Source organism: Exiguobacterium sp. EF_C8, from assembly GCF_054956715.1.
Map to the genome: position 1 here is coordinate 2,101,089 of NZ_CM143264.1, position 20,909 is coordinate 2,121,997.

Annotated in this window: 19 protein-coding genes and 1 other annotated feature; all 19 genes read right to left on the reverse strand. The window is 47.3% G+C overall.

The genetic code is table 11. From position 1 onward, the window contains the following. Positions 1–74: 74 nt before the first annotated feature. A complete protein-coding gene (locus tag ACY2IG_RS11310; protein ID WP_056062331.1) occupies positions 75–1,397 on the reverse strand; it encodes a uracil-xanthine permease family protein in 1,323 nt (440 codons plus the stop codon). A 51-nt stretch (positions 1,398–1,448) separates the two neighbouring features. Next, positions 1,449–1,979 carry a bifunctional pyr operon transcriptional regulator/uracil phosphoribosyltransferase PyrR gene (gene pyrR / locus ACY2IG_RS11315; RefSeq protein WP_035409506.1) on the reverse strand — a complete coding sequence of 177 codons (531 nt, stop codon included), beginning with the start codon at positions 1,977–1,979 and terminating at the stop codon, positions 1,449–1,451. Positions 1,980–2,227: 248 nt separating this feature from the next. Then, positions 2,228–3,151, reverse strand: a complete 924-nt coding sequence (locus ACY2IG_RS11320) for an RluA family pseudouridine synthase (RefSeq protein ID WP_035406831.1) — start codon at positions 3,149–3,151, stop codon at positions 2,228–2,230. Continuing rightward, positions 3,148–3,624, reverse strand: coding sequence for a signal peptidase II (lspA, locus tag ACY2IG_RS11325; protein ID WP_056062334.1), 477 nt, complete (start codon positions 3,622–3,624; stop codon positions 3,148–3,150). The genes ACY2IG_RS11320 and lspA overlap by 4 nt, the downstream gene beginning before the upstream one ends. Positions 3,625–3,696: 72 nt before the next feature. Next, positions 3,697–6,432 (reverse strand): isoleucine--tRNA ligase, encoded by a 2,736-nt coding sequence (gene ileS, locus ACY2IG_RS11330; protein ID WP_462617938.1) that lies wholly within the window; start codon positions 6,430–6,432, stop codon positions 3,697–3,699. A 57-nt stretch (positions 6,433–6,489) separates the two neighbouring features. Beyond that, positions 6,490–6,730 (reverse strand) — a binding site (T-box leader). Continuing rightward, positions 6,731–7,252 (reverse strand): DivIVA domain-containing protein, encoded by a 522-nt coding sequence (locus ACY2IG_RS11335; protein ID WP_023468794.1) that lies wholly within the window; start codon positions 7,250–7,252, stop codon positions 6,731–6,733. Positions 7,253–7,276: 24 nt separating this feature from the next. Continuing rightward, positions 7,277–8,047, reverse strand: coding sequence for a YlmH family RNA-binding protein (locus tag ACY2IG_RS11340; protein WP_462617939.1), 771 nt, complete (start codon positions 8,045–8,047; stop codon positions 7,277–7,279). Beyond that, a complete protein-coding gene (locus ACY2IG_RS11345) occupies positions 8,044–8,319 on the reverse strand; it encodes a YggT family protein (RefSeq protein WP_035406819.1) in 276 nt (91 codons plus the stop codon). Before ACY2IG_RS11345 ends, ACY2IG_RS11340 begins: the two co-directional genes overlap by 4 nt. A 2-nt stretch (positions 8,320–8,321) precedes the next feature. Then, entirely contained in the window at positions 8,322–8,801 is a 480-nt protein-coding gene (locus ACY2IG_RS11350) for a cell division protein SepF (RefSeq protein WP_230088523.1), read from the reverse strand. A gap of 40 nt (positions 8,802–8,841) precedes the next feature. Further along, entirely contained in the window at positions 8,842–9,513 is a 672-nt protein-coding gene (locus ACY2IG_RS11355) for a YggS family pyridoxal phosphate-dependent enzyme (RefSeq protein WP_035406814.1), read from the reverse strand. Further along, positions 9,500–10,276: a peptidoglycan editing factor PgeF gene (gene pgeF / locus ACY2IG_RS11360; RefSeq protein WP_056062337.1), complete on the reverse strand. Its 777-nt coding sequence runs from the start codon at positions 10,274–10,276 to the stop codon at positions 9,500–9,502. Before pgeF ends, ACY2IG_RS11355 begins: the two co-directional genes overlap by 14 nt. Positions 10,277–10,360: 84 nt before the next feature. After that, on the reverse strand, positions 10,361–11,515 hold the full coding sequence (gene ftsZ / locus ACY2IG_RS11365; protein WP_029342137.1) for a cell division protein FtsZ: 1,155 nt from the start codon (positions 11,513–11,515) through the stop codon (positions 10,361–10,363). Between the two features lie 48 nt (positions 11,516–11,563). Beyond that, a complete protein-coding gene (gene ftsA, locus ACY2IG_RS11370) occupies positions 11,564–12,868 on the reverse strand; it encodes a cell division protein FtsA (protein ID WP_035406809.1) in 1,305 nt (434 codons plus the stop codon). A 229-nt stretch (positions 12,869–13,097) separates the two neighbouring features. Then, positions 13,098–13,877 carry a cell division protein FtsQ/DivIB gene (locus ACY2IG_RS11375; protein ID WP_290751541.1) on the reverse strand — a complete coding sequence of 260 codons (780 nt, stop codon included), beginning with the start codon at positions 13,875–13,877 and terminating at the stop codon, positions 13,098–13,100. A 60-nt stretch (positions 13,878–13,937) separates the two neighbouring features. After that, positions 13,938–15,032, reverse strand: a complete 1,095-nt coding sequence (gene murG / locus ACY2IG_RS11380) for an undecaprenyldiphospho-muramoylpentapeptide beta-N-acetylglucosaminyltransferase (RefSeq protein WP_035406803.1) — start codon at positions 15,030–15,032, stop codon at positions 13,938–13,940. Beyond that, on the reverse strand, positions 15,029–16,375 hold the full coding sequence (murD, locus tag ACY2IG_RS11385) for a UDP-N-acetylmuramoyl-L-alanine--D-glutamate ligase (protein ID WP_290751545.1): 1,347 nt from the start codon (positions 16,373–16,375) through the stop codon (positions 15,029–15,031). The genes murG and murD overlap by 4 nt, the downstream gene beginning before the upstream one ends. Before the next feature lie 33 nt (positions 16,376–16,408). Continuing rightward, the gene (gene mraY, locus ACY2IG_RS11390; RefSeq protein WP_035406797.1) at positions 16,409–17,371 is read right to left on the reverse strand and encodes a phospho-N-acetylmuramoyl-pentapeptide-transferase; all 963 of its coding nucleotides are present in this window, start codon (positions 17,369–17,371) and stop codon (positions 16,409–16,411) included. Positions 17,372–17,393: 22 nt separating this feature from the next. Further along, the gene (locus ACY2IG_RS11395) at positions 17,394–18,713 is read right to left on the reverse strand and encodes a UDP-N-acetylmuramoyl-tripeptide--D-alanyl-D-alanine ligase (protein WP_462617940.1); all 1,320 of its coding nucleotides are present in this window, start codon (positions 18,711–18,713) and stop codon (positions 17,394–17,396) included. Positions 18,714–18,821: 108 nt separating this feature from the next. Continuing rightward, the gene (locus ACY2IG_RS11400; RefSeq protein ID WP_231496838.1) at positions 18,822–20,834 is read right to left on the reverse strand and encodes a penicillin-binding protein; all 2,013 of its coding nucleotides are present in this window, start codon (positions 20,832–20,834) and stop codon (positions 18,822–18,824) included. Between the last annotated feature and the right edge of the window lie 75 nt (positions 20,835–20,909).

Sequence of the window (20,909 nt, forward strand, 5' to 3'; positions counted from 1 at the left end):
AGGTGCGCCGAAAGAAGACAGAGGAGTCCCTGCATCTTTTCATGGCCTTCACTTTATCGTTCTCTCGGAACGTCTTAAAAGTTGTTCGCTACAGATTGAGTTGTAGAGTTTTCCGTTGTTTCAGCTGTTTCTTCGACCTGTTCCGTCGTTTTCGGAAGGATCAGATTCAGGATGATCCCAAGAATCGTCGCCAGTGCCATACCTTCGAGGGAGAAGTTCCCGATTTTCAAGGCGGCCCCTCCGATTCCCGTGACAAGAATGACAGCTGTGATCGTCAAGTTCCGTTTATCAGCAAGGTCGATCTTACTTTCCGTCAGTGTCCGGAGACCGTTTGACGCGATGACTCCGAATAAGAGAATACTGATGCCACCCATGACTGGTGTAGGAATCGTCTTGATGAATCCTTCGACATATCCGAGGAATCCGAAGCTGATAGCAAGAACCGCTGCCCCACCTAGAACGAAGACACTGTAGACCCGTGTGATCGACATGACGCCGTTGTTCTCACCGTACGTCGTAACCGGTGGTCCACCAAGCATCGAAGCGACTGTCTTCGCGATTCCGTCGCCAAGTACTGTCCGGTGCATCCCTGGATCAAGGAGCGTCTCGCGCCCGATGATCCGTGATGTCACTTTTTGTTCGCCGATGTGCTCCGTCAGTGTGACGAGCGTCACGGGAACGATCAGAAGCAAGGCAGCTGTATTCCATGATGGTGTGTAATTCAAGAACGGAATCGTGAAGTCCGGCACGTGGAAGAACGTTGCTTGTTGAAGTGGTTTGAAGTCAATGATTCCGACCGATGCCGCAACGAGATAACCGACCGTGATTCCGAACAGGATCGGAATCGTGCTCCACATTCCTTTTAAATACGTCATTGCGAGAAGTGTGACCCCGAGCGTGACCATCGCGACGAGGAAGTAAAGTCCGTTGTACTTACCGTCCGCTCCGTTCATCGCCATGTTGACAGCGGTCGGGGCAAGCGATAACCCGATAACCATGATGACCGGACCGATGACAACAGGCGGGAGTAAGCGAAGCAACCAAGCAGCCCCCGTGTAACGGATGAGAAGTGAGACAAGTCCGTAGACGAGTCCAGCGACCATTCCGCCGATTAAGGCGTCCTCGACACCCCACCGTTCACTGACGGCGATGATCGGGGCGATGTAGGCAAAACTAGAACCAAGATATGTGGGTACTTTGAAGCGAGTGACGGCGAGGAAAATCAGTGTGCCGACTCCGCTTGCGACGAGTGCAACCGATGTGTTGAGTCCCGTTAAGAGTGGGACGAGCACGGTCGCACCAAACATCGCGAAGACGTGTTGTAGGCTGAGCATCAGCCAATTTAGAGGGTGAGTAGGTACTTCTTGTACATCAAGTACTGCGGCATGTTTTGCCATATGGATGACTCCCTTTCTGGTCTCTCTGGACCACCTTAAAGGTTTTGATTTTTAGCGTTTAATGAATACTTGATCGGCTTCGTCGACTTCAGCGAGCGCGACGACGACTTGCTCGTCACGTGACGTCGGAACGTTCTTGCCGATGAAATCTGGACGGATCGGTAACTCTCGATGCCCACGATCGACGAGGACAGCGAGTTGAATCATACTCGGTCTTCCGTGGTCGACGAGTGCGTCCATCGCGGCACGGACGGTGCGTCCTGTGTAGAGGACATCGTCAACGAGGACGACGATTTTTCCGGTAATGTCTTCCGGTAGATCAGATCCTTTTATTTCTGGTTCTAAACTTCGCTTTGACAAGTCATCTCGGTACATTGAGATGTCGACGACACCGAGTAAGACCGGCTTTCCTTCGATCTGTTCGATCCGCTTCGCAAGGCGGCGCGCGAGTGTCTCACCACGCGTCTTGATTCCGACGATCATTAAATCAGCAATACCTTTGTTACGTTCGATGATTTCATGGGCGATCCGTGTCAGTGCGCGTCCAATCGCGGCTTCATCTAAGATGACGGCTGGTTTCATAGTTTCTCCTTTCATACAAAAGACCTTCTGCGGAAATCCGCAGAAGGTCATCGAAGACAGAATCATGGCATACATCTTGTATGCATGCCTACGCACGTTTGTGGTAGGTTCTCCCTTTCGCAGCCTCTCCGGACTCGATTAAAGGTGATACTAGTTTGGTAGGATCGTCGCTCGGACGACCGAAGTGTCAGTAGAGGATGTCTCGCATCGCTCTCTAGGTGATACTCTACCGTTTTATTAGAAAAACGTCAAGACTCTAATTCAAGTTTTTTCAGTTGACCAATCTCGAATGTCATCTCTTCTGGGAGTGGTGCTTCAAAACGCATCCATTCGCCTGTCCGTGGATGTTCGAAGCCGAGAACCGCAGCATGCAAGGCTTGACCATTCATTTTCATCGTCTTACGTGGACCATATTTCGGGTCACCGGCAAGCGGGAAACCGATATAACGCATGTGGACACGGATTTGGTGTGTCCGCCCTGTTTCGAGTTTACATTCCACGACTGTAAACCCTTCGTACCGATCGAGAACACGGAAATGGGTTACGGCAGTTTTTGAATTCTTATCCGTTACCGTCATCCGTTGACGATCGTTCTTATCGCGTCCGATCGGTGCTTCAATCGTTCCGAGCTCGTGCGGAATCTCACCGTGTACGAGCGCAATGTAGAGACGTTCCGTCGTTTTCTCTTTCAACTGATGCGCGAGTGATTCATGCGCTAAGTCGTTCTTAGCAACCATCAACAGACCAGACGTGTCCTTATCGATTCGGTGAACGATTCCTGGACGTTTGACACCATTAATGCCCGAGAGATCTTGACAATGATGTAATAAGGCATTGACGAGGGTCCCTGAGACATGACCTGCCGCTGGGTGGACGACCATTCCTTTTGGTTTGTTGACGACAATGACATCTGAGTCCTCGTAGACGACCTCAAGCGGGATATCTTCTGGTAAAATCTCAAGTTCTACCGCTTCCGGGATATGAACGGCAATCGATTCTGTTCCCGATAATTTATAGTTTGGTTTAACGACACGACCATCGACTTCGACGCGTCCCGCTTTCAACCATTCCTGTACTTGCGAACGCGACCATTCATTTTGTTCTGCGAGCCACTTATCAATGCGCCCTGTCGCTCCATCCGCTTGTACGGACCATGTTTCTACTTCATTCATTTATCCATCGTTCCTTTCTTAGTCAACCGTTCTTCGAACATGACGCTAATCAGCATCGTGATGACACCAAACGTCAAACAGACGTCTGCGACATTAAAGATCGGGAAATTATAGCCGAACGGGAAGAAGTGGAAGAAATCAACGACTTCTCCTCGAACCATTCGATCAATGAAATTTCCGATCGCACCACTAAGTAGTAGCGAGATACTCCAAGCAAATACCTTATTTTTCGTGCCTTCCTTGTAGAGGAAGTAAATCAATCCAATGACGACGATAATCGTGACGAAGAAGAAGAAACCGAATTTACCTTCGAGCATTCCCCATGCGGCGCCACGGTTCCGATACGAGTTGAGATAAAAGAAATCCGGAATGACTGTGATCGCTTGACCGATCGTCATATTTTGAACGACGATCCATTTCGTCAACTGGTCGATTCCAACGAGTAAAGCAGCAATCCCTAAGTAAAGCCACATCCTATTGTCCTCCGCATCCAAAAATAATGAGGGACGTCCTGCGAAGTCGCAGTCGCCCCTCCCTTTGTATCATTATAAAGAATTGACGACTTCAGTACAACGTGGGCAAAGCGTCGGATGAGCCGGATCTTGTCCGAGTTCTGTCGAATATGTCCAACAACGTTCACATTTTTCACCGTCAGCTTTTTGAACTGTAATACCAGTCGTCTCATACATCTTATTCGTTGTATCCACGAATTCGAGTTGTGAGACTTGGAGCAACTGCTCAAGATGATCAATCGTTTTAAGCAATGCTTTTGTTTCTTCCTTCGGTGCAAGCAAGAGTTTTGCTTCGAGTGTCTTACCGACGAGTTTCTCGACGCGTGCTTCCTCGAGTGCTTTTAAGACATCATCACGGAATGTCAGGAACGCGTTCCATTTCTCGATGAGAGCAAGTCCTTCTTCTGAGACTTCGACCGTTTCTGGAAGGTCCGTCAAGAAGATGCTCTTCGTCTCAACAGCTGGTACGAATTCCCATGCTTCGTCTGCCGTGTGTGGCAAGACAGGTGCCATCAATTGCAACAAGGCGACGACTGTATCATACATGACCGTCTGAACCGCACGACGCGATGTCGCGTCTGCTTTTTCGATATACAGGATATCTTTCGTGTAATCGAGGTAGAACGACGACAAATCAAGGACACAGAAGTTGTGGAGCAATTGATAGACCGACATGAAGTCGTACGCATCATAAGCCGCTTTTACTTTTCCAACAAGTTGGTCCAGTTTCGTACGCATGAAACGGTCTGACTCTGGTAAGTCTTCAAATGCGACTCGGTGCGTCGCAGGATCGAATTGATCCAAGTTTCCGAGAAGGAAACGAACCGTGTTCCGGATTTTACGATATGATTCTGAGACTTGTTTGAAGTTATCCATCGATGCCCGAACATCAGCTTGATAATCGACAGATGCCACCCACAAACGAAGGATCTCTGCTCCGAATTGTTGCATGACTTGGATTGGTGCAATCGTGTTACCAATCGATTTCGACATCTTGCGACCTTGACCATCCAGAACGAATCCGTGACTGACGACCGCTTTGTATGGTGCTTTCCCAGTCGTTGCGACGGCTGTCGATAGCGACGAGTTAAACCAACCACGGTATTGGTCAGAACCTTCAAGATAGAGATCCGCTGGACGTGTCAATTCAGGACGTGTCGCAAGGACACCGGCATGTGATGAACCAGAATCGAACCAGACATCCATGATGTCCGTTTCTTTTTTGAAGATACCGTTCGGACTTGCTGGATGTGTGAATCCTTCAGGAAGCAAGTCGACTGCTTCGCGCTCATACCAGACATTTGATCCGTGAGTTGCAAATAGATTCGCGATATGATCAATCGTTTCTGGTGTGACGATTTCCGTTCCATCTTCAGCGTAGAAGATTGGAAGTGGAACGCCCCAAGCACGTTGACGGGAGATGACCCAGTCGCCGCGGTCTTTGAACATGTTGTGGAGACGTGTTTCACCCCACTCTGGTACCCACTGGACGCCTTTGATCTCATCAAGGATTTCCGCACGGAAGTCTTTGATTGAAGCGAACCACTGTGGCGTTGCCCGGAAGATGACCGGTTTTTTCGTCCGCCAGTCGTGTGGATACGAGTGTTTGATGAATGACAGTTTTAAGAGAGCGCCTGCTTCTTCGAGTGCGAGACCGATTTCTTTGTTCGCATCTTCATAGAACATGCCTTCGAATCCAGGAGCTTCTGCCGTCATGACACCTTTATCGTCAACTGGGCAGAGAACGTCAAGCCCGTATGCTTGACCAATACGGAAGTCATCTTCCCCGTGTCCTGGAGCTGTATGAACGACACCCGTCGCTTCAGCTGTAACGTGGTCGCCAAGCATGACGAGTGATTCACGGTCATAAAGCGGATGTTTCGCTTTCACGTACTCGAAGTCCGCACCGTTGAAGACACGTCCAATTGTCGCGTCTTCCCATCCGAGCGCTTCGATGACTTCTGGAACAAGTGTTTCCGCTACGATATATCCTTTTCCTTGATACTCGATCCGCGCATACGTCAATTCCGCACTGACAGAGATTCCAAGGTTCGCTGGGATCGTCCATGGAGTGGTCGTCCAGATGACGAAATGATCCGTCGGCTCAAGGATGTTTTTTCCATCCATGACTTGGAATGCGACATAGATCGCAGCTGACCGTTTGTCTTGATATTCGATTTCTGCTTCAGCTAGTGCTGATTCAGAAGACGGTGACCAATAGACCGGCTTTTTCCCTTTATAGATATAGCCTTTGTTCGCCATATCCCCGAACAAACGAATTTGAGCTGCTTCAAATTCTGGTTGAAGCGTGATATATGGATTGTCATAGTCACCGAGAACACCGAGACGTTTGAATTGATCACGTTGGTGATCGACTTGTTCGAGCGCATATTTCGCACATAACTCACGGAATTCCGCGACCGTCATCGATTTGCGGTCAACACCTGCTTTTTGAAGTGCTGTCTCGATAGGCAAGCCATGTGTGTCCCAACCTGGTACGTAAGGGGACTGGAAGCCATTCATCGATTTGTAACGGACGATGATGTCTTTTAAGACTTTGTTTAATCCGTGACCCATGTGGATGTCACCGTTCGCATAAGGAGGACCATCGTGAAGAATGAACGTCGGTTTTCCAGCATTCTTTCCTTGGACCGCAGCATAGAGATTCATCTCTTCCCATCGTGCTTGCATATCCGGCTCACGTTTTGGCAAGTTGCCTCGCATTAAAAACTCCGTTTTCATCATCAATAAGGTTTCTTTGTAATCCATCTGACCATCTCTCACCTTTCGCTTTAAAAGTACAAAAAAAGCCAAGCTCATCCCTGAGATAGGGACGAGCTTGGCTGAACTCGCGGTACCACCCTACTAATCCTGCTCGTCTGTTCGACGACGCAGGACCGCTTAAGAACTCGCTAACGGGAGTGAACCGGCATGACTTACTGTTCGGAGAACGTTCAGTCATACACTCTAAGGGGATATCCCATCTCTTTCGTTGCTCGGGCTTCCACCATTTCCCGATTCGCTGTCAACTGTCCAAGATGCGACGTGTCCTTATCATTGATTTTATTTATACGACATCGTCGTCATTATACGCAACTGCTGGAACATCGTCAAGCGCTCCACGAGAAGAGAAATCAAATGCATCCCAGTCGTGGCTCGTCAATAATTCCATTTGAGCATCGATCAACACTTTGAAGCGATTGCGATAGAGCTCGATTTTCTTACGCATCTGTTCCACTTCGAAGTCCGTCCGTTGTGCCCGGCGTTGTGCCGCATCTTGCAATTGCTCTGCTTCGCGTTCTGCCTGTTTCAAGATCAAGCTTGCTTCTTTTGAAGCATTCGCTTTCACTTCTTCTGCCGCTTCCTGTGCGACAATAATCGATTTATTTAATGTTTCTTCCATCGAACTAAAGTAATCGACACGCGCTTGCATGTTTTGGATGACTTCCTGTTGTTGACGGTTCTCACGTAACAACAACTCAAAATCCTTGATGACCTGATCTAGGAATTCGTTCACTTCATCCTCGTCATAGCCGCGAAACTTTCGTGTGAACTCCTTATTATGAATATCGAGTGGCGTTAATGGCATGATGAATTCCTCCTCCGCATTTTTTTATCCTTTTAAAATACCGTATTGTAGTTTGATTCGATCCCGTTTCGTTGATCCGAGAATCGCAATCAGTTTAACGCGTCCCGTTCCACGTAAGGAAAGCAGATCCCCTTCTTCAAGCATGAAACTCACGTCATCGACTACCTTATAATTCACTTTACTTTCACCCTGTTTAATGAGCGTCTGTGCCTTTTGACGGGAGAAGCCGAGAATTTCACTGACGACCGTATCGAACCGAAGTGAGCTGACGAACCCGAGCGTCTCTTCCCACTCTTGTTCCTTCACTTTCAAGCGATCTTCTGCGTCTACGCGCGAAAGACGAATCTTCGTCTTACCTGCGCGTTCGACGTTTGCTTCGATATATGTCGCAACTTCGTCCGCGACAGCAAATTGCACTTGATCCTGGATGATGACGTCGCCGAACTTGGCACGTTTCAATCCGACGTTCAATAATGTACCGGTGACTTGACGATGAGATAGTTCAACGAATTTAGTAGGATAATGAATGCGATAAATGGAAATGTCAAAGTCATCCGCGTTGTATTCATAATAGTCTGGTGCGAGGATTGCTCGTTTACGTTCGGCGCCTTCGAAACCGCCCTCAAAAAAGAGGACGCATTTCGAACCGACGAGTTCTTGTGTGATTTGCTGTTCACGAGGGTCTAGAAAATCCGTTAATTTAAACGTATACGTCGCTTCCACGTGATCAATCCAGTTCAAGACCGAATCGACGAATTCCCGCTCGCTTCCACGATAATGATCATATACACTCATACGAAGAAGATAGCTCGGATACCGGATTGTGCCAAGTTCAAGACGAGAAAGGCAACAATCGGCGAGATATCTAGCATGCCTCCGATAGGCGGGATAATACGACGGAAGGGTGCTAGGAATGGCTCGACCAACATCGCGAGCACTTGTCCGAATTTCGAATCACGGGCATTCGGGAACCAAGATAGCAGAATGTACACAATCATGACATAACTATAATATTGTAATAACGTACTTAATGTACGACCAATCGCGTACATCACTTGTGAATCCATACTTACCACCCCTTATGATTAATATCATCTTCTCCTAGAAGATTCGAGATGCTACCAGCCAACTCGACATTGTTTGGAACACAGAGGAGGGTATTCTGACTGATCGTCGTGATCGTTCCATCGAGAGCGAAAACGACACCAGATAAGAAGTTGATCATCTGTCGTGATTGATCTTTTGACATACGTTGCATATTGACGATGACAGCACGGTTCTGACGAAGATGTTCACCAATCTCTTGGGCTTCGTTAAAGACACGTGGTTCACTCAAGATGACCTGCGATTTCGTTTTTTTCGTCGCATGTAGCGGCACGATATTCGATTGTCTCACGCTGTCCTCCTTTTGAGTAACACTTGGGGTAGATTCCTCGTAATACTCTTCGTACTCTTGTTGTGAAGCACCTCTACCTTTATTTATTGTAGCATCATTTTCATATTCGAGTTCATCTAAATCATCGCTGTTGCCGAGAAATAGATTTTGCATTTTTGATTTGAAACCCATATCCATTCTCCCTTCTTCTCGTTTAGGTGTGAACGAGCGTCGTCCCGACTCGGACGAACGTCGCCCCTTCTTCGATGGCAATCTCAAAATCCGATGACATCCCCATGGATAACTCTGTACATGGAGCATACGACAATTTTTTTGCCTTGACCTCTTCTTGCAATGTTTTTAATGACCGGAATACCTCACGTATACGCGTCGTGTCTTCCGTCAACGGTGCCATCGTCATCAGTCCGATGACACGAATCGCGGGATACTGACCGATTTCGTGTAAGAACGACGGTACATCCTCCGGTGCAATACCTTGCTTCGATTCTTCTCCCGAGATATTGACTTGAATGAAACAATCAATGATTCGGTTCGTTCGTTTATTGATCTCTTCTGCCAAATGAAGACGATCGAGCGAATGCAGCACATCAATGGCATCGATGATCTGACGAACTTTACGCGTCTGTAACGTGCCGATGAAGTGCCATGTACAGGCTGTACGTCCAAGTTCTGCTTGTTTTTCGAGCAGTCCATCCGGACGATTTTCTCCAAGATGCGTTACACCGGCCTCTAATAATTCAGAAGCAACTTGACTTGAGACTGATTTCGTCACGCCAATCAACTGTACCTGCTTTTTGGATGAACTCTTTTCACTCGCTTGTTTTATCCGTCGTGTAACCTCTTGTACATTTTCAAGAATTGACATCCAATGACTCCTTTACGATCAAACTCGCGAACCGACCGCCGTGGTCGCCGTGGCGATAAGAGAAGTAATCTTCCGCCTGACAATGTGTACATAGACCTGAGTCAAGGACATCACCCACTCCACAACGCTCAGCAAGCGCAGCATTTGTTTTTTGTAGCGATAACATCGCTTTTCCATCTTCCTTGCGTATGTAAGGAGACTCATCGAGTTCAAGTGCGTCGATCGCATCGATGACGGGTTGATCGACTTCGTAACAACAATCACGAATCGATGGACCAATGACCATCTGAATCGATGAGCGACTCGCACCTGCACGCTCCATTTGTTTGACTGTCTCTTCAACGATATTGCCAACAGTCCCCCGCCATCCAGCGTGCGTATTCGCGATGATTCCTGTCGTCGGATCACAGAAGACAAGCGGAACACAATCAGCGAAGAGCATCATCAGTAAGACATTCGAATCGGTCGTCACCAATCCATCTGTACCCGGAATCGCTGTTTCGTAATCCAGAGCGCCGCGTCCGGAGTCAAGTGTCGTCACCTGTTCAACGTGATTCCCATGGATTTGCTGCGCCCAAATTGAGTTCTCAAGAGATAGATCAAGCTGTCGAGCAATGACTTGTCGGTTCTGGATGACGCCGTCACGATCATCGTTGACATGTAATCCTAAGTTACCGTTTCCATGTGGTGCTGCAAACTTCGTCGTAAAGGCGGCACGTACGGTACCTGTTGGTGTATCCCATTTGATCCATTGTCCAAACATGTTGATGCCTCCTTCGATTTTAAAAAAAGAGGCGCCGCTTTCGCGACACCTCTTGGTTTAGCAGTCGTGTCACTGGAACATCGATCAACGATTATTCCGGCGAAGGAAAGATGGGATGTCCATCGTTTCTTCGACATCTGGCGCTTTAGCTGGTTCAGGATTTGAGCTGACAGGCGTCTCTTCGACTTGTGGTTTAGACTCCTCTGTTGGTGGTGGAGTCGCTTGTTTTTTCTTCAATAGGTTTTTCATCATCTCTTGTGCGGATGGAATTTCGAAGTCGAGTGGTTCGTTTTCGAATTCTGTCGCGATGACTGTGACGATGATTTCATCTTCTAGGTTATCATTGATGACCGAACCGAAGATCAAGTTAACTTCCTCATCTGCTGCACTTTGAACGATCTGTGCGGCTTCCGTTACTTCATACAAGCTGAGGTTCGCACTACCCGTGATGTTCATTAGAACACCTTTCGCGCCTTCGATTGATGTTTCAAGCAATGGACTTGAAATCGCTTTTTTAGCGGCTTCCGTCGCGCGATGTTCACCTGTTGCGACACCAACACCCATCAAAGCAGAACCTTTTTCAGTCATGATCGTCTTCACATCGGCGAAGTCGAGGTTGATTAGACCAGGAACGGCAATCAAGTCCGTGATACCCTGTACACCTTGACGTAAGACGTTATCCGCTTCTTTGAACGCTTCAAGCATCGGTGTGTTCCGATCGACGATTTCAAGCAACTTATCATTCGGGATGACGATCAACGTATCGACTTTTTCTTTGAAGTTCTGGACACCAGAAACAGCATGTTGCATCCGTTTACGTCCTTCGAACATGAATGGCTTTGTCACGACACCGACTGTCAATGCGCCGATTTCTTTTGAAATCTCAGCGATGACTGGAGCAGCTCCTGTTCCAGTTCCGCCACCCATACCGGCTGTGACGAAGACCATGTCAGCTCCTGAAAGGATTTCTGTTAATTGTTCACGGCTCTCTTCAGCCGCTTTTTTACCGATTTCCGGATTTGCACCCGCACCGAGACCACGTGTCAATTTTGCGCCGAGTTGTAATTTCACGTCAGCTTGTGACATGTTCAATGCCTGAGCGTCTGTGTTTACAGCGATGAACTCTACGCCTTGGACACCGTGTTCAATCATTCGGTTGACGGCGTTCGAACCGCCACCGCCTACACCGATGACCTTGATTTTTGCTACTTGGTCCATCATTTCATCAAAATGCAACATAAAAAGGGCCCCCTAATATTTTTTACTCATTGGATTTTTTTGTAGGCATTAACCAAAGAATTTCTCAAAGAAACTACTGAATGACTTTTTCTCTTTTGGAGGCTGTTCACGCGTTGGTCGTTCTTCACGAGCAGGTGATGCCTGTTCGTTCATGAGCAGTGCATCCTGCTCACGTCCGGATGCTACGACTTCTTTCTCTTCTGCCCGGTCGAAACCTGATTTCGATACGGCGCTTCTTGAGAGTACATAACGTAACATACCAGCTGCAACGGCATACTTCGGATGACGAATACCAAGACTAGCAGGCTGATAAACATTGACGCTCTGCTTGAAAATCCGTTTTCCGAGCTGATCGATGCCAGGTAGTGAAGAACTTCCACCACATAAGATCAAGCCGCTATTCATGTGAGCGTATCCCGCTTGCGTCATTCGTTTTTGAATCATCTCGAAGATTTCCTCAAGTCGCGCTTCTAAAACGAATCCGATCTCTGATTGTGGTTCGAAACGATGTTCCCCGTTGATCGTGACGTATGAGACTTTCTCCTCCGGATCACCGAGTGCTTCGAGTGCAACGCCGTATTCTTCTTTAGCGAGTTTCGCATCTTGGTATTTGCAGTTCATCTTGTACGTCAAATCACGTGTCAGATGATCTCCACCGTAAGGCAACGTCGTCGAGTAGACGAGATCGTTCTTTTCATAGATGGAAAGCGTCGTCGTCTCATGTCCGATATCGATGATCCCAACACCGAGTTCTAGTTCATCAATCGATGCTGCGATTCTAGATACCGCTAAACTCTCCAGCACATATCCAGCAAGCTCTAAACCAGCCCGTTCAATGGAACGTTTAATGCTATGTAGGATCGTCTTCGCTCCGATGATGAGCTTCCCTGTTACTTCGAGACGATAACCAATCATTCCTCTTGGATCAGTGATTTCTGTTTGCTGATCAACCGTAAACGTCTTCGGCAAGACATCAACTACACTGAGTTCATTTGGAATTCGCATGACCATCGCAGAATGCAAGACATCTTTCACATCATCATCCGTGATTTCATTGTCCTCACCTTTGATTGACGTCATCCCCTGGCAATCCTTGACTTGAATGTGCTCGCCCGAAATAGCGACATATACTTCACCAATTGGTTCACCAAGTGTACGTTCCACTTCTGTGACCGCTTGTTTAATGGCATGTACCGTTTGATCGATGTCAACGATGACACCTCGTTTAACACCCGCGGATGGTGCAGAACCTTCAGCAAGAACGTTCAGCGTTCCACCAAGTAGTTCACCGACGATGAGCTTCACCTCCGATGTCCCAATGTCGAGTGCGGCAATCGTACCTTTCGTTTCCATGGGAGTGACACCTCCACTTTCATAATACTAATCCTTTTTATTCCTAATTATATTCTAGGAATAGATCAGGCTTCTTCTCGTTTAAGTCTACACTATATAAATACTTACGAAAAGAAGTTATTGCCCGTCTTAGCGTCCTAATAGATTACGATTTGATGACGATTCAAATAAAGGTCGACGAATGAAAACACATGTTTGTTTTTTTGTTCGTCAGCCCTTTACGAATCTTCTATTTTTTCCCTTTATATGGTTTGAAATAGATACCACCATCAATTGTAATTGTTCCTGTCTTTCCTTTTGGTAAGGCAGAAATGACCTTTACATATTCATTCAATGAATTAGAAAAGGCAGAAGTACTGAGCAAAACCGTATTCCCATCCGTCATGAATAACTTCAGGCCACCTTTGTCAGTCTTATCATTAGCGACGATCTCGGATATCCGGCTCCGTACTTTCGGCTCGATTTTAACAAGCTCCTTCGTCAATCGATTTAGAGATTGATCGGTGAAGCCAGTCAGGATCGGAGCGTCAAACAATTCTTCCTTCGACTTACCGGGAATGATCGTTCCATCCGCAAGGACGATCCGGTCTCCCGGTTTATCTTTCGCATAGGCAATCTCTTTCTCTTCCGTCACCGTCACGCGATATTGGTGCAAAAATTGCTTTTGCATCGTTGCTTCTTGAATACCTGGGACCTTCTCAATCCGTTCAAGAACGTCTTCCTCTGACACATTAAAGGCATGTGTCTCTTTCACCTTGATCCCGGATGCTTGCAAAATATCCTCTGATTTCACATTGACGTTACCATCAACATCAAATCGAGCGACCCGGGAATAGCTTGACTGCAGATAAAAGACGACACCGACCAATAGACCAATCAAAATCAGGACATAAATGAGTCTTCGGTTAGCTTTTTTGCGACGTTGTTCACGGATATAAGGTATCTTATCCTCGAGACTGCGGACGTTCTTGTCCTCTTGCGGTCGTCCGACCGCTCTCCGTTCCCTCACGTCTCATTCCTCCTCTATACGTAACAGTTCATTTCCCTATCGGTCTTTTCCTGCAATAGTTTAGTTTTTTTGTCCTGTTAGTCGTAACAATTCATCAACTAAGTCTCGTGATGCATTCGGCATACCAAGCGCAAGTGCTGCTTCAGACATCTTTTGTTGTTGCGCCAATGCTTTTTCACATGCATCAAATAACCGTTCACCTGTCAGTTCTTGTTCACGAATCAATAGACTCGCACCTGTCTCGACGAGCGATGAGGCATTGACTTCTTGATGGTTTTCCGTCACGTAAGGACTTGGAATGAGGACACTCGGTAACCCAAGCGTCGTCAGTTCTGCTAATGTACTTGCTCCCGAACGCGAAATGACAAGTTGACTTGCTTTTAGGATGTTCGGTAAATCATATACAAATGGACGCAGTTGAATGCGTTCAGGTACTGAGCCAACGCGTGAAACAATCGTATCGTAATGAATCTGACCCGTAACGAAGAGGAGCGACCATCCGGCTTGTTCAACTTTCGGCATCATGTCGACGACTGCTTCATTGATGGCAGGCGCACCACGACTACCACCATAGATGACGACGAGTGGACGCCCTTCCTCGAAACCGAAACGTTGACGCTCTTCCGTTGGGTTGATTTGTAACTCCGCTACTTCAGAAGCGCGTGGGTTTCCGATCAGAACCGTCTTTGTTTCGTTTTTACCGAAGTGATGACCGGATCCTTTGAAGGATAATGCGACACGGTCCACATAACGCGCTAAAAATTTATTGGTGATACCGGGAAGACTGTTTTGTTCATGAACGAGTGTCTTAAAACCCATTTTTGCTGCCGTGTACAGAACAGGTCCACAGACGAACCCACCTGTACCGACGACAATATCCGGTTGGAACTGGCGCAGTAGTCGGCGAACCCGTCGGACACTCTTGACGAACCGGATACCCGTCTTGACGTTCTCGAACGACAACGAACGACGGATGCCAGAGATCTCAATCGATTCAAATGGAATTCCTGCCCGACGGACGATATCCGCTTCGAGACCGTTTTCTGTTCCGATATAGAGGACCTCACACGGCATGCGTTCTTCGAGCTCTCGGATCATGGCAAGTGCCGGATAGATGTGACCACCTGTACCGCCACCAGAGACGACGATTTTCATACTGTTGTTCCCCCTACTTCATGTACGGCACGAACGAAATGATCGCCGCGCTCTTCATATGTCTTATACTGATCCCAACTTGCGGATGCTGGTGATAAAAGAATGATGTCTCCAGGTTGTGATACTTCAAACGCTACTTTCACGGCTTCATCCATCGTCTTGACGACCGTTGATGAATAGCCGTTTTCAGATGCAAGCGTTCCGAAGCGATGTCCGGTTTCTCCCAGTCCGATGACATGTTTGACGTGCTTCATCGCATCGAGTAGCGGTGTCAAATCCGCTCCACGCTCGAGCCCACCACATAACCAGATGATGTTTGTCGTGAATCCAGATAGGGCTGCTTCTGTCGCGACGTTATTCGTCGCTTTCGAATCGTTATAAACTTTTCGACCAGCAATTTCACCGACGAACTGTGTCCGGTGCTCTACTCCTCCGAATGTCCGTAGCACATGCTGGACATTCGCTAATGGTAAGTCGAATGGTTCGACGAGCGCTAAGGCCGCGAGGACGTTCTCAACATTGTGACCACCACCGAGAGCAAGTTCTTTGACGGGTAGAATACTCGATCCATTGATCGTCAACACATCATTCACTATTTCTGCATAAGCAGATTGACGACGTGAGAATAGGAGCGGCGTCACATTTGCTGTCTTACCGAGCTCGTTGACCGATGCATCATCAGCGTTCAAGATAAGCCGATCCGAAGATGTCATGTTTTTGAAAATCCGAGCTTTTGCTTCTCCGTATGATTCAAAATCACCATGATAATCGAGATGTGCCGGTGATAGATTTAAAAAGGCTGCTGTGTATGGTCGGAACTGATCGATCCCCATCAATTGAAAACTCGATAATTCAATGACGATGATGTCATCTCGTTTCGCCTGACGTGCGATTTCAATTGCCGGGAATCCAATGTTTCCTGCCAAATGCACACGTCGAGACCCTGTTTTCAACAATTCATGAACGAGTGTCGTCGTCGTCGTTTTCCCGTTTGATCCTGTGATAGCAATCCACGTCGCATCTGTTGCGTGATACGCCAGTTCCACCTCTGTCCAAACGGGAATGTTGCGTCGTAATGCTTCTTGTAACAATTCGATCTGATACGGAATCCCTGGATTCTTGACGATCAAATCGATGTCATCGAGTAGTGTAAGCGGATGCCCACCATAAACCGTTTGGACATCGAGTGATGCAAGCACTGCTTGATCACTCTCGGACGGTGTTTTCCCGTCATTCACTGTCACTTCTGCACCTACGCTCGCTAAATAACGAGCGGCTGCGATTCCACTTTTCGCCGTTCCGAGAACGAGCACCTTTTGATCATTCCATTGTCGTTGTTCCATTGTTGAATCGCTCACTTTCTCTCTTCGTTTTTATCACATAAATACGTAGGCGATGAATGCCATCAAACAGCTGATTCCTGCGAATGTACCGACAATCCGCCATTCGCTCCAACCAACCATTTCAAAATGGTGATGAATCGGACTCATTTTAAAGATACGTTTCCCTGTCGTCTTAAATGAGATGACTTGTAGAATGACAGATAGTGTCTCTACAACGAAGACAATGCCGATCAAGACAAGGAGAAGTTCTAGTTTTAGGACAATCGATAGACCTGCTAGTGCGGCACCGAGTGCAAGGGACCCTGTATCGCCCATGAAGATTTTTGCTGGATGAGCATTGAATAAAAGGAATCCAATTAGGGCACCAACTGCTGAGAAGGCAAAACAAGCAGCACCCACTTCATCCGCGATGAACCAACTGTACAAACCGAAGAAGAGGAATGTCGGAATCGCCGTAAATGATACGAGACCGTCTAACCCGTCTGTCAAGTTGACAGCATTCGAGAATCCGACTAACCAGAACAAGGCAACGAACGGATAGATGATACCAAAATCAAGTTTGAAGTCTGTGAATGGAATCGACAGATACGTCGCGTCACTCGTAAATCCACCACTCAACCAAACGAATAACAATCCGACGACGATTTGCCCAATCAGTTTTTGCTTCGAATTCAAGCCGAGATTACGCTTCTTGACGACTTTGATGTAGTCATCGATGAAACCAATCGCACCATATGCAAGTGTTAAAAAGAGTAACGATAACTGTGTCGTTGATAAATCACCCATGACGATTGCTCCAAGAACACTGACGATCATCGCGACGAGAATGACGATCCCGCCCATCGTTGGCGTTCCCGATTTGACCTGATGCCATTGAGGTCCTTCTTCCCGAATTTCCTGACCGAACTTCAATCGGTGTAGAAACGGAATTGCCTTTGGCATAACAAGTAGTACAACAAGAAATGCAAGAATAAGACTGATGAATAATGTGATCATAGCAGACACCCTTTTTCAAAAATTAGTTTTCGTTCAGATAGGTCAATATCCGTTCGAGCGCCATCCCACGTGACGCTTTCAATAAAACGATTGTTCGTTCTCCAAGCAGCGAACGCAATTGTTCAGCAGCATCCTCAACAGTTGCCGCAAATTGGATTTGGACGGATGGGTCGCTGATTCCTTCAGCAATCCACGCGCCTTTCTCCCCTACTAGAATAGCATGCGAGACCGGTAACGTAATCCGCTTTCCGACCGAGGCATGTAACAAGCGTTCCTGGTCTCCTAGTTCATACATATCGCCGAGCACGAGAACGCGCGTCGTATACCCTTCTAATGCAGTGATTGTCTCAATCGCTGCATTCATCGATGTCGGACTTGCGTTATACGCATCGTTGATGACCGCTGTCTCCTCAAAGAGCAGTCGTTCCATCCGCATTGGTGTCAGTTCAACCGCGTCGAATCCTTCTTGGATCCGGGCATCCGTTACGCCAAGCGCGCGCGCTGTCGCAATCGCGTACGCTGCATTTCGGACTTGGTGTTTTCCTAACACAGGCAGATGAAAGGCAGTACCATCGTAAGCAAAGGCTGTTCCGGAAAATGTTGCTTCTGTCGTCTCGATCCGGTACGTATTCCCAATCTGATAACCGATTTTCTCCGCTTCGACTTCTGCTAGAAGTGGTTCATCCCCATCAACGAACAGATGACCTCCTGGTTTAAGACCAGACCGAATCTCAAGCTTTGCTTTGGCGATTCCACTACGTCCACCGACTTGCTCCGCATGGGATTCACCGATGTTCGTGACGAGCGCAATATCTGGTTCAGCAAGATTCGATAAGAATTCGATATCGCCAAAACCGTTCATCCCCATTTCCAGTACGGCGACTTCCGTGTCAGCCGGCATCATGAGAATCGTTAACGGCATCCCGATATCCGAATTGAAGTTCCCTTGTGTCTTATGTGTCTTGAACGTTGTCTTGAGTACACTTTCGACCATGTCTTTCGTCGATGTCTTGCCATTCGATCCAGTGATGGCAACGATTTTTGGCGCAATCCGCATTAAGTATTGTTTAGCGATCTCTTGCAAGGCAACCAGTGGTTCATCGACTTCTAAGAAAACGACATCGATGTCCGGTCGATCAATCCCTCTCTTCCATAAGGTGACGATCGCTCCTTGATTTTTTGCGCCTTCCAGGAAGCGATGACCATCGACGCGTGCTCCTTGAATCGGAACATAGAGACCATCTTCAAGATGTGCGCGTGAATCCGTTGCGAAGTGGCGGACGACCCGGTCGTCTCTGACATCAAGATGCAGCCACTCAGCAATTTGCGTAATTGTTAACATGATATATACCTCCATTCGATGACAGCAAAAGAGGACGAATGCAAAAGTCAACGAATGACTCCTGTTCGTCCTCGTCTTCCTGTAGAAATCAGGAAACTTGCCCCACCGTTATTCTTTAGGTTCAGCTAGTTCGACCGTCAACTTTCCATTTTCCTTCACTAGTGTACCAGTTCGAGCTGATTGTTTGGTTACAAAACCTTTACCGATGACATCGAGCTTCAAGTCATATAAGCTGACGAGCTTTTTGACGTCTCGCTGCGACCACCCCGTCAGATTCGGCATCTTAAATGTGTTCGCCGTCTTCAGCAAGACACGTTCTCCACTGACGAATTCTTGACCACGAGACGGAATCTGCGAAACGACCTCCGCTCCATCCCCAAGGATGATTGGAACAGCTTCTTGTTCTTTCGCCAAATCCGTTGCTTGTCGAGCGCTCTTCTTGATATAGCTCGGCGTAATCTTCGCTTTGACATCCACCGAATCTTTTTGCGTTTCCGGTTGAATGCTCCGGTACTGTAATGCTGTATTCATGACACTTTTGAACACCGGACTCATGATGAGTGGTCCTGAAACCGATGATTCATTTTTTGACGGACGATCGACCGCGATGTACATGATCAATTCCGGATCATCTTTTGGTGCCATGCCGATGAACGAGTGAATGAATTTTCCTTGAATGTACTTTCCATTCTCAGAAATTTGAGCTGTACCGGTCTTACCGATGACACGGTAGTCTTTCAACTTGTACATTTGACCCGTTCCGATTTTACTGTTGACGACACCGTCCAGTGCATCCCGCGTCGCTTTGGCCGCCTCTGCCGAAATTGGCTTACCGACGACTTCTGTTTTCGCTCGGTAAGGTGCTTTATCCGTATGATCAGCTTTTTGGATGATATGCGGTTTGACCATTTCACCGTCACCAGCAATTGCTGTTGCCCCTTGGAGTAATTGCATTGGTGTGACTGCAGTCGATTGTCCCCATGAAGTGATGAGCGCATTCAGCGGTTTTGACAAATCAGACTGACTGTTTACTTCTCCCGAGATGTCTATACCCGTTCGTTGGTCAAAATGAAACTTCTTAAAGTATTCTTTATACCGTTCGATCCCAAGTTTTTCTGCTGTCAACTTCGAGAACATGACGTTCGAGGAGTGATAGACGCCCTCGATCATCGGAATTGTGCCCCAACCAACATCATTGTAATCCTTGATGACCGTTCCTTTGTAATTATAGCTACCCGATTTATACTTCTCGTTCGGACGGAAGACTCCCGCATCAATCGCTGCTGCGAGCGTAAAAATCTTCATCGTTGAACCCGGTTCGAATCGTGAGGATACGGCGAAGTTCGTAAAATCTTTCATGTCACGTAAATTCGGGTTGAACGATGGCCGATCCGCCATGGCAAGGATTTCACCAGTCTTCGCATCCATGACGATACCCGTTGCGTTTTTCGGCTTATACGTGTTGTACATTTTTTGCATCTGTTTCTCAAGCGACTGTTGAATGCGATGATCGATTGTCAAGTACAGATTCGATCCGTCCTTTGGTTCATTCGAGACACGTGAAGAACCTTGGATCAACGGATTACCACTCCGGTCTTTCTCGAAGACGCGTGCACCGTAAGACTCACTCAAAGCATTATCATACTGTTTTTCGATCCCCATTTGTCCCTGTAACGCGACACGACCATTTTCCTCGGTGATCTTTTGGACGAATCCGAGTGTATCGGACAAGAAGATACCGTTCGGATAGTATCGTTTTGGCTCTTCGATCATCCGGATTCCAGGGAGTTTTAACTTGTCGATCTTCTCTTTTTGATCGAGTGTTAAGTCATTTCCCTTTTTTCCGAATTCGATTTGCGAACGTTCTTTGTTCTCAATCAAATAGGTTTCCAGTTCTTTCGTCGTCATTCCAAGTATCGGTGCAAGACCTTCAGCCGTCTTTTTGAAGTCGACGATCGTCTCATCCGGATCTTTGACGCCACCTAGTCGGTAAATACCAATCAGGTGATACGACGGAACATTAATGGCGATTGGAGAACCGAGACGGTCAAAAATTTCACCACGTTCTGCCCCAAGCGTCTCCTGGGACTCCCATCGCTTTTTCTCAGCATAGGCAATCATATCTTCCCCATGGAATTGTTTAGTTGTCGCTAAGTATAAAAATCTGCCAATAAACACAAAAAAGAGAGTAGCAAA

Coding starts and splice junctions, on each gene's coding strand:
- ACY2IG_RS11395 (WP_462617940.1), bottom strand. CDS start 18,713: ATGTTAACAATTACGCAAATTGCTGAGTGGCTGCATCTTGATGTCAGA.
- mraY (WP_035406797.1), bottom strand. CDS start 17,371: ATGATCACATTATTCATCAGTCTTATTCTTGCATTTCTTGTTGTACTA.
- ftsZ (WP_029342137.1), bottom strand. CDS start 11,515: ATGTTGCATTTTGATGAAATGATGGACCAAGTAGCAAAAATCAAGGTC.
- ACY2IG_RS11355 (WP_035406814.1), bottom strand. CDS start 9,513: ATGTCAATTCTTGAAAATGTACAAGAGGTTACACGACGGATAAAACAA.
- ACY2IG_RS11345 (WP_035406819.1), bottom strand. CDS start 8,319: ATGGATTCACAAGTGATGTACGCGATTGGTCGTACATTAAGTACGTTA.
- ACY2IG_RS11335 (WP_023468794.1), bottom strand. CDS start 7,252: ATGCCATTAACGCCACTCGATATTCATAATAAGGAGTTCACACGAAAG.
- ACY2IG_RS11310 (WP_056062331.1), bottom strand. CDS start 1,397: ATGGCAAAACATGCCGCAGTACTTGATGTACAAGAAGTACCTACTCAC.
- ACY2IG_RS11340 (WP_462617939.1), bottom strand. CDS start 8,047: ATGAGTGTATATGATCATTATCGTGGAAGCGAGCGGGAATTCGTCGAT.
- ACY2IG_RS11320 (WP_035406831.1), bottom strand. CDS start 3,151: ATGAATGAAGTAGAAACATGGTCCGTACAAGCGGATGGAGCGACAGGG.
- lspA (WP_056062334.1), bottom strand. CDS start 3,624: ATGTGGCTTTACTTAGGGATTGCTGCTTTACTCGTTGGAATCGACCAG.
- murD (WP_290751545.1), bottom strand. CDS start 16,375: ATGGAACAACGACAATGGAATGATCAAAAGGTGCTCGTTCTCGGAACG.
- ACY2IG_RS11350 (WP_230088523.1), bottom strand. CDS start 8,801: ATGCAAAATCTATTTCTCGGCAACAGCGATGATTTAGATGAACTCGAA.
- murG (WP_035406803.1), bottom strand. CDS start 15,032: ATGAAAATCGTCGTCTCTGGTGGCGGTACAGGTGGTCACATCTATCCG.
- ACY2IG_RS11400 (WP_231496838.1), bottom strand. CDS start 20,834: ATGATTGCCTATGCTGAGAAAAAGCGATGGGAGTCCCAGGAGACGCTT.
- ftsA (WP_035406809.1), bottom strand. CDS start 12,868: ATGGAAACGAAAGGTACGATTGCCGCACTCGACATTGGGACATCGGAG.
- ileS (WP_462617938.1), bottom strand. CDS start 6,432: ATGGATTACAAAGAAACCTTATTGATGATGAAAACGGAGTTTTTAATG.
- pgeF (WP_056062337.1), bottom strand. CDS start 10,276: ATGTTTGGACAATGGATCAAATGGGATACACCAACAGGTACCGTACGT.
- pyrR (WP_035409506.1), bottom strand. CDS start 1,979: ATGAAACCAGCCGTCATCTTAGATGAAGCCGCGATTGGACGCGCACTG.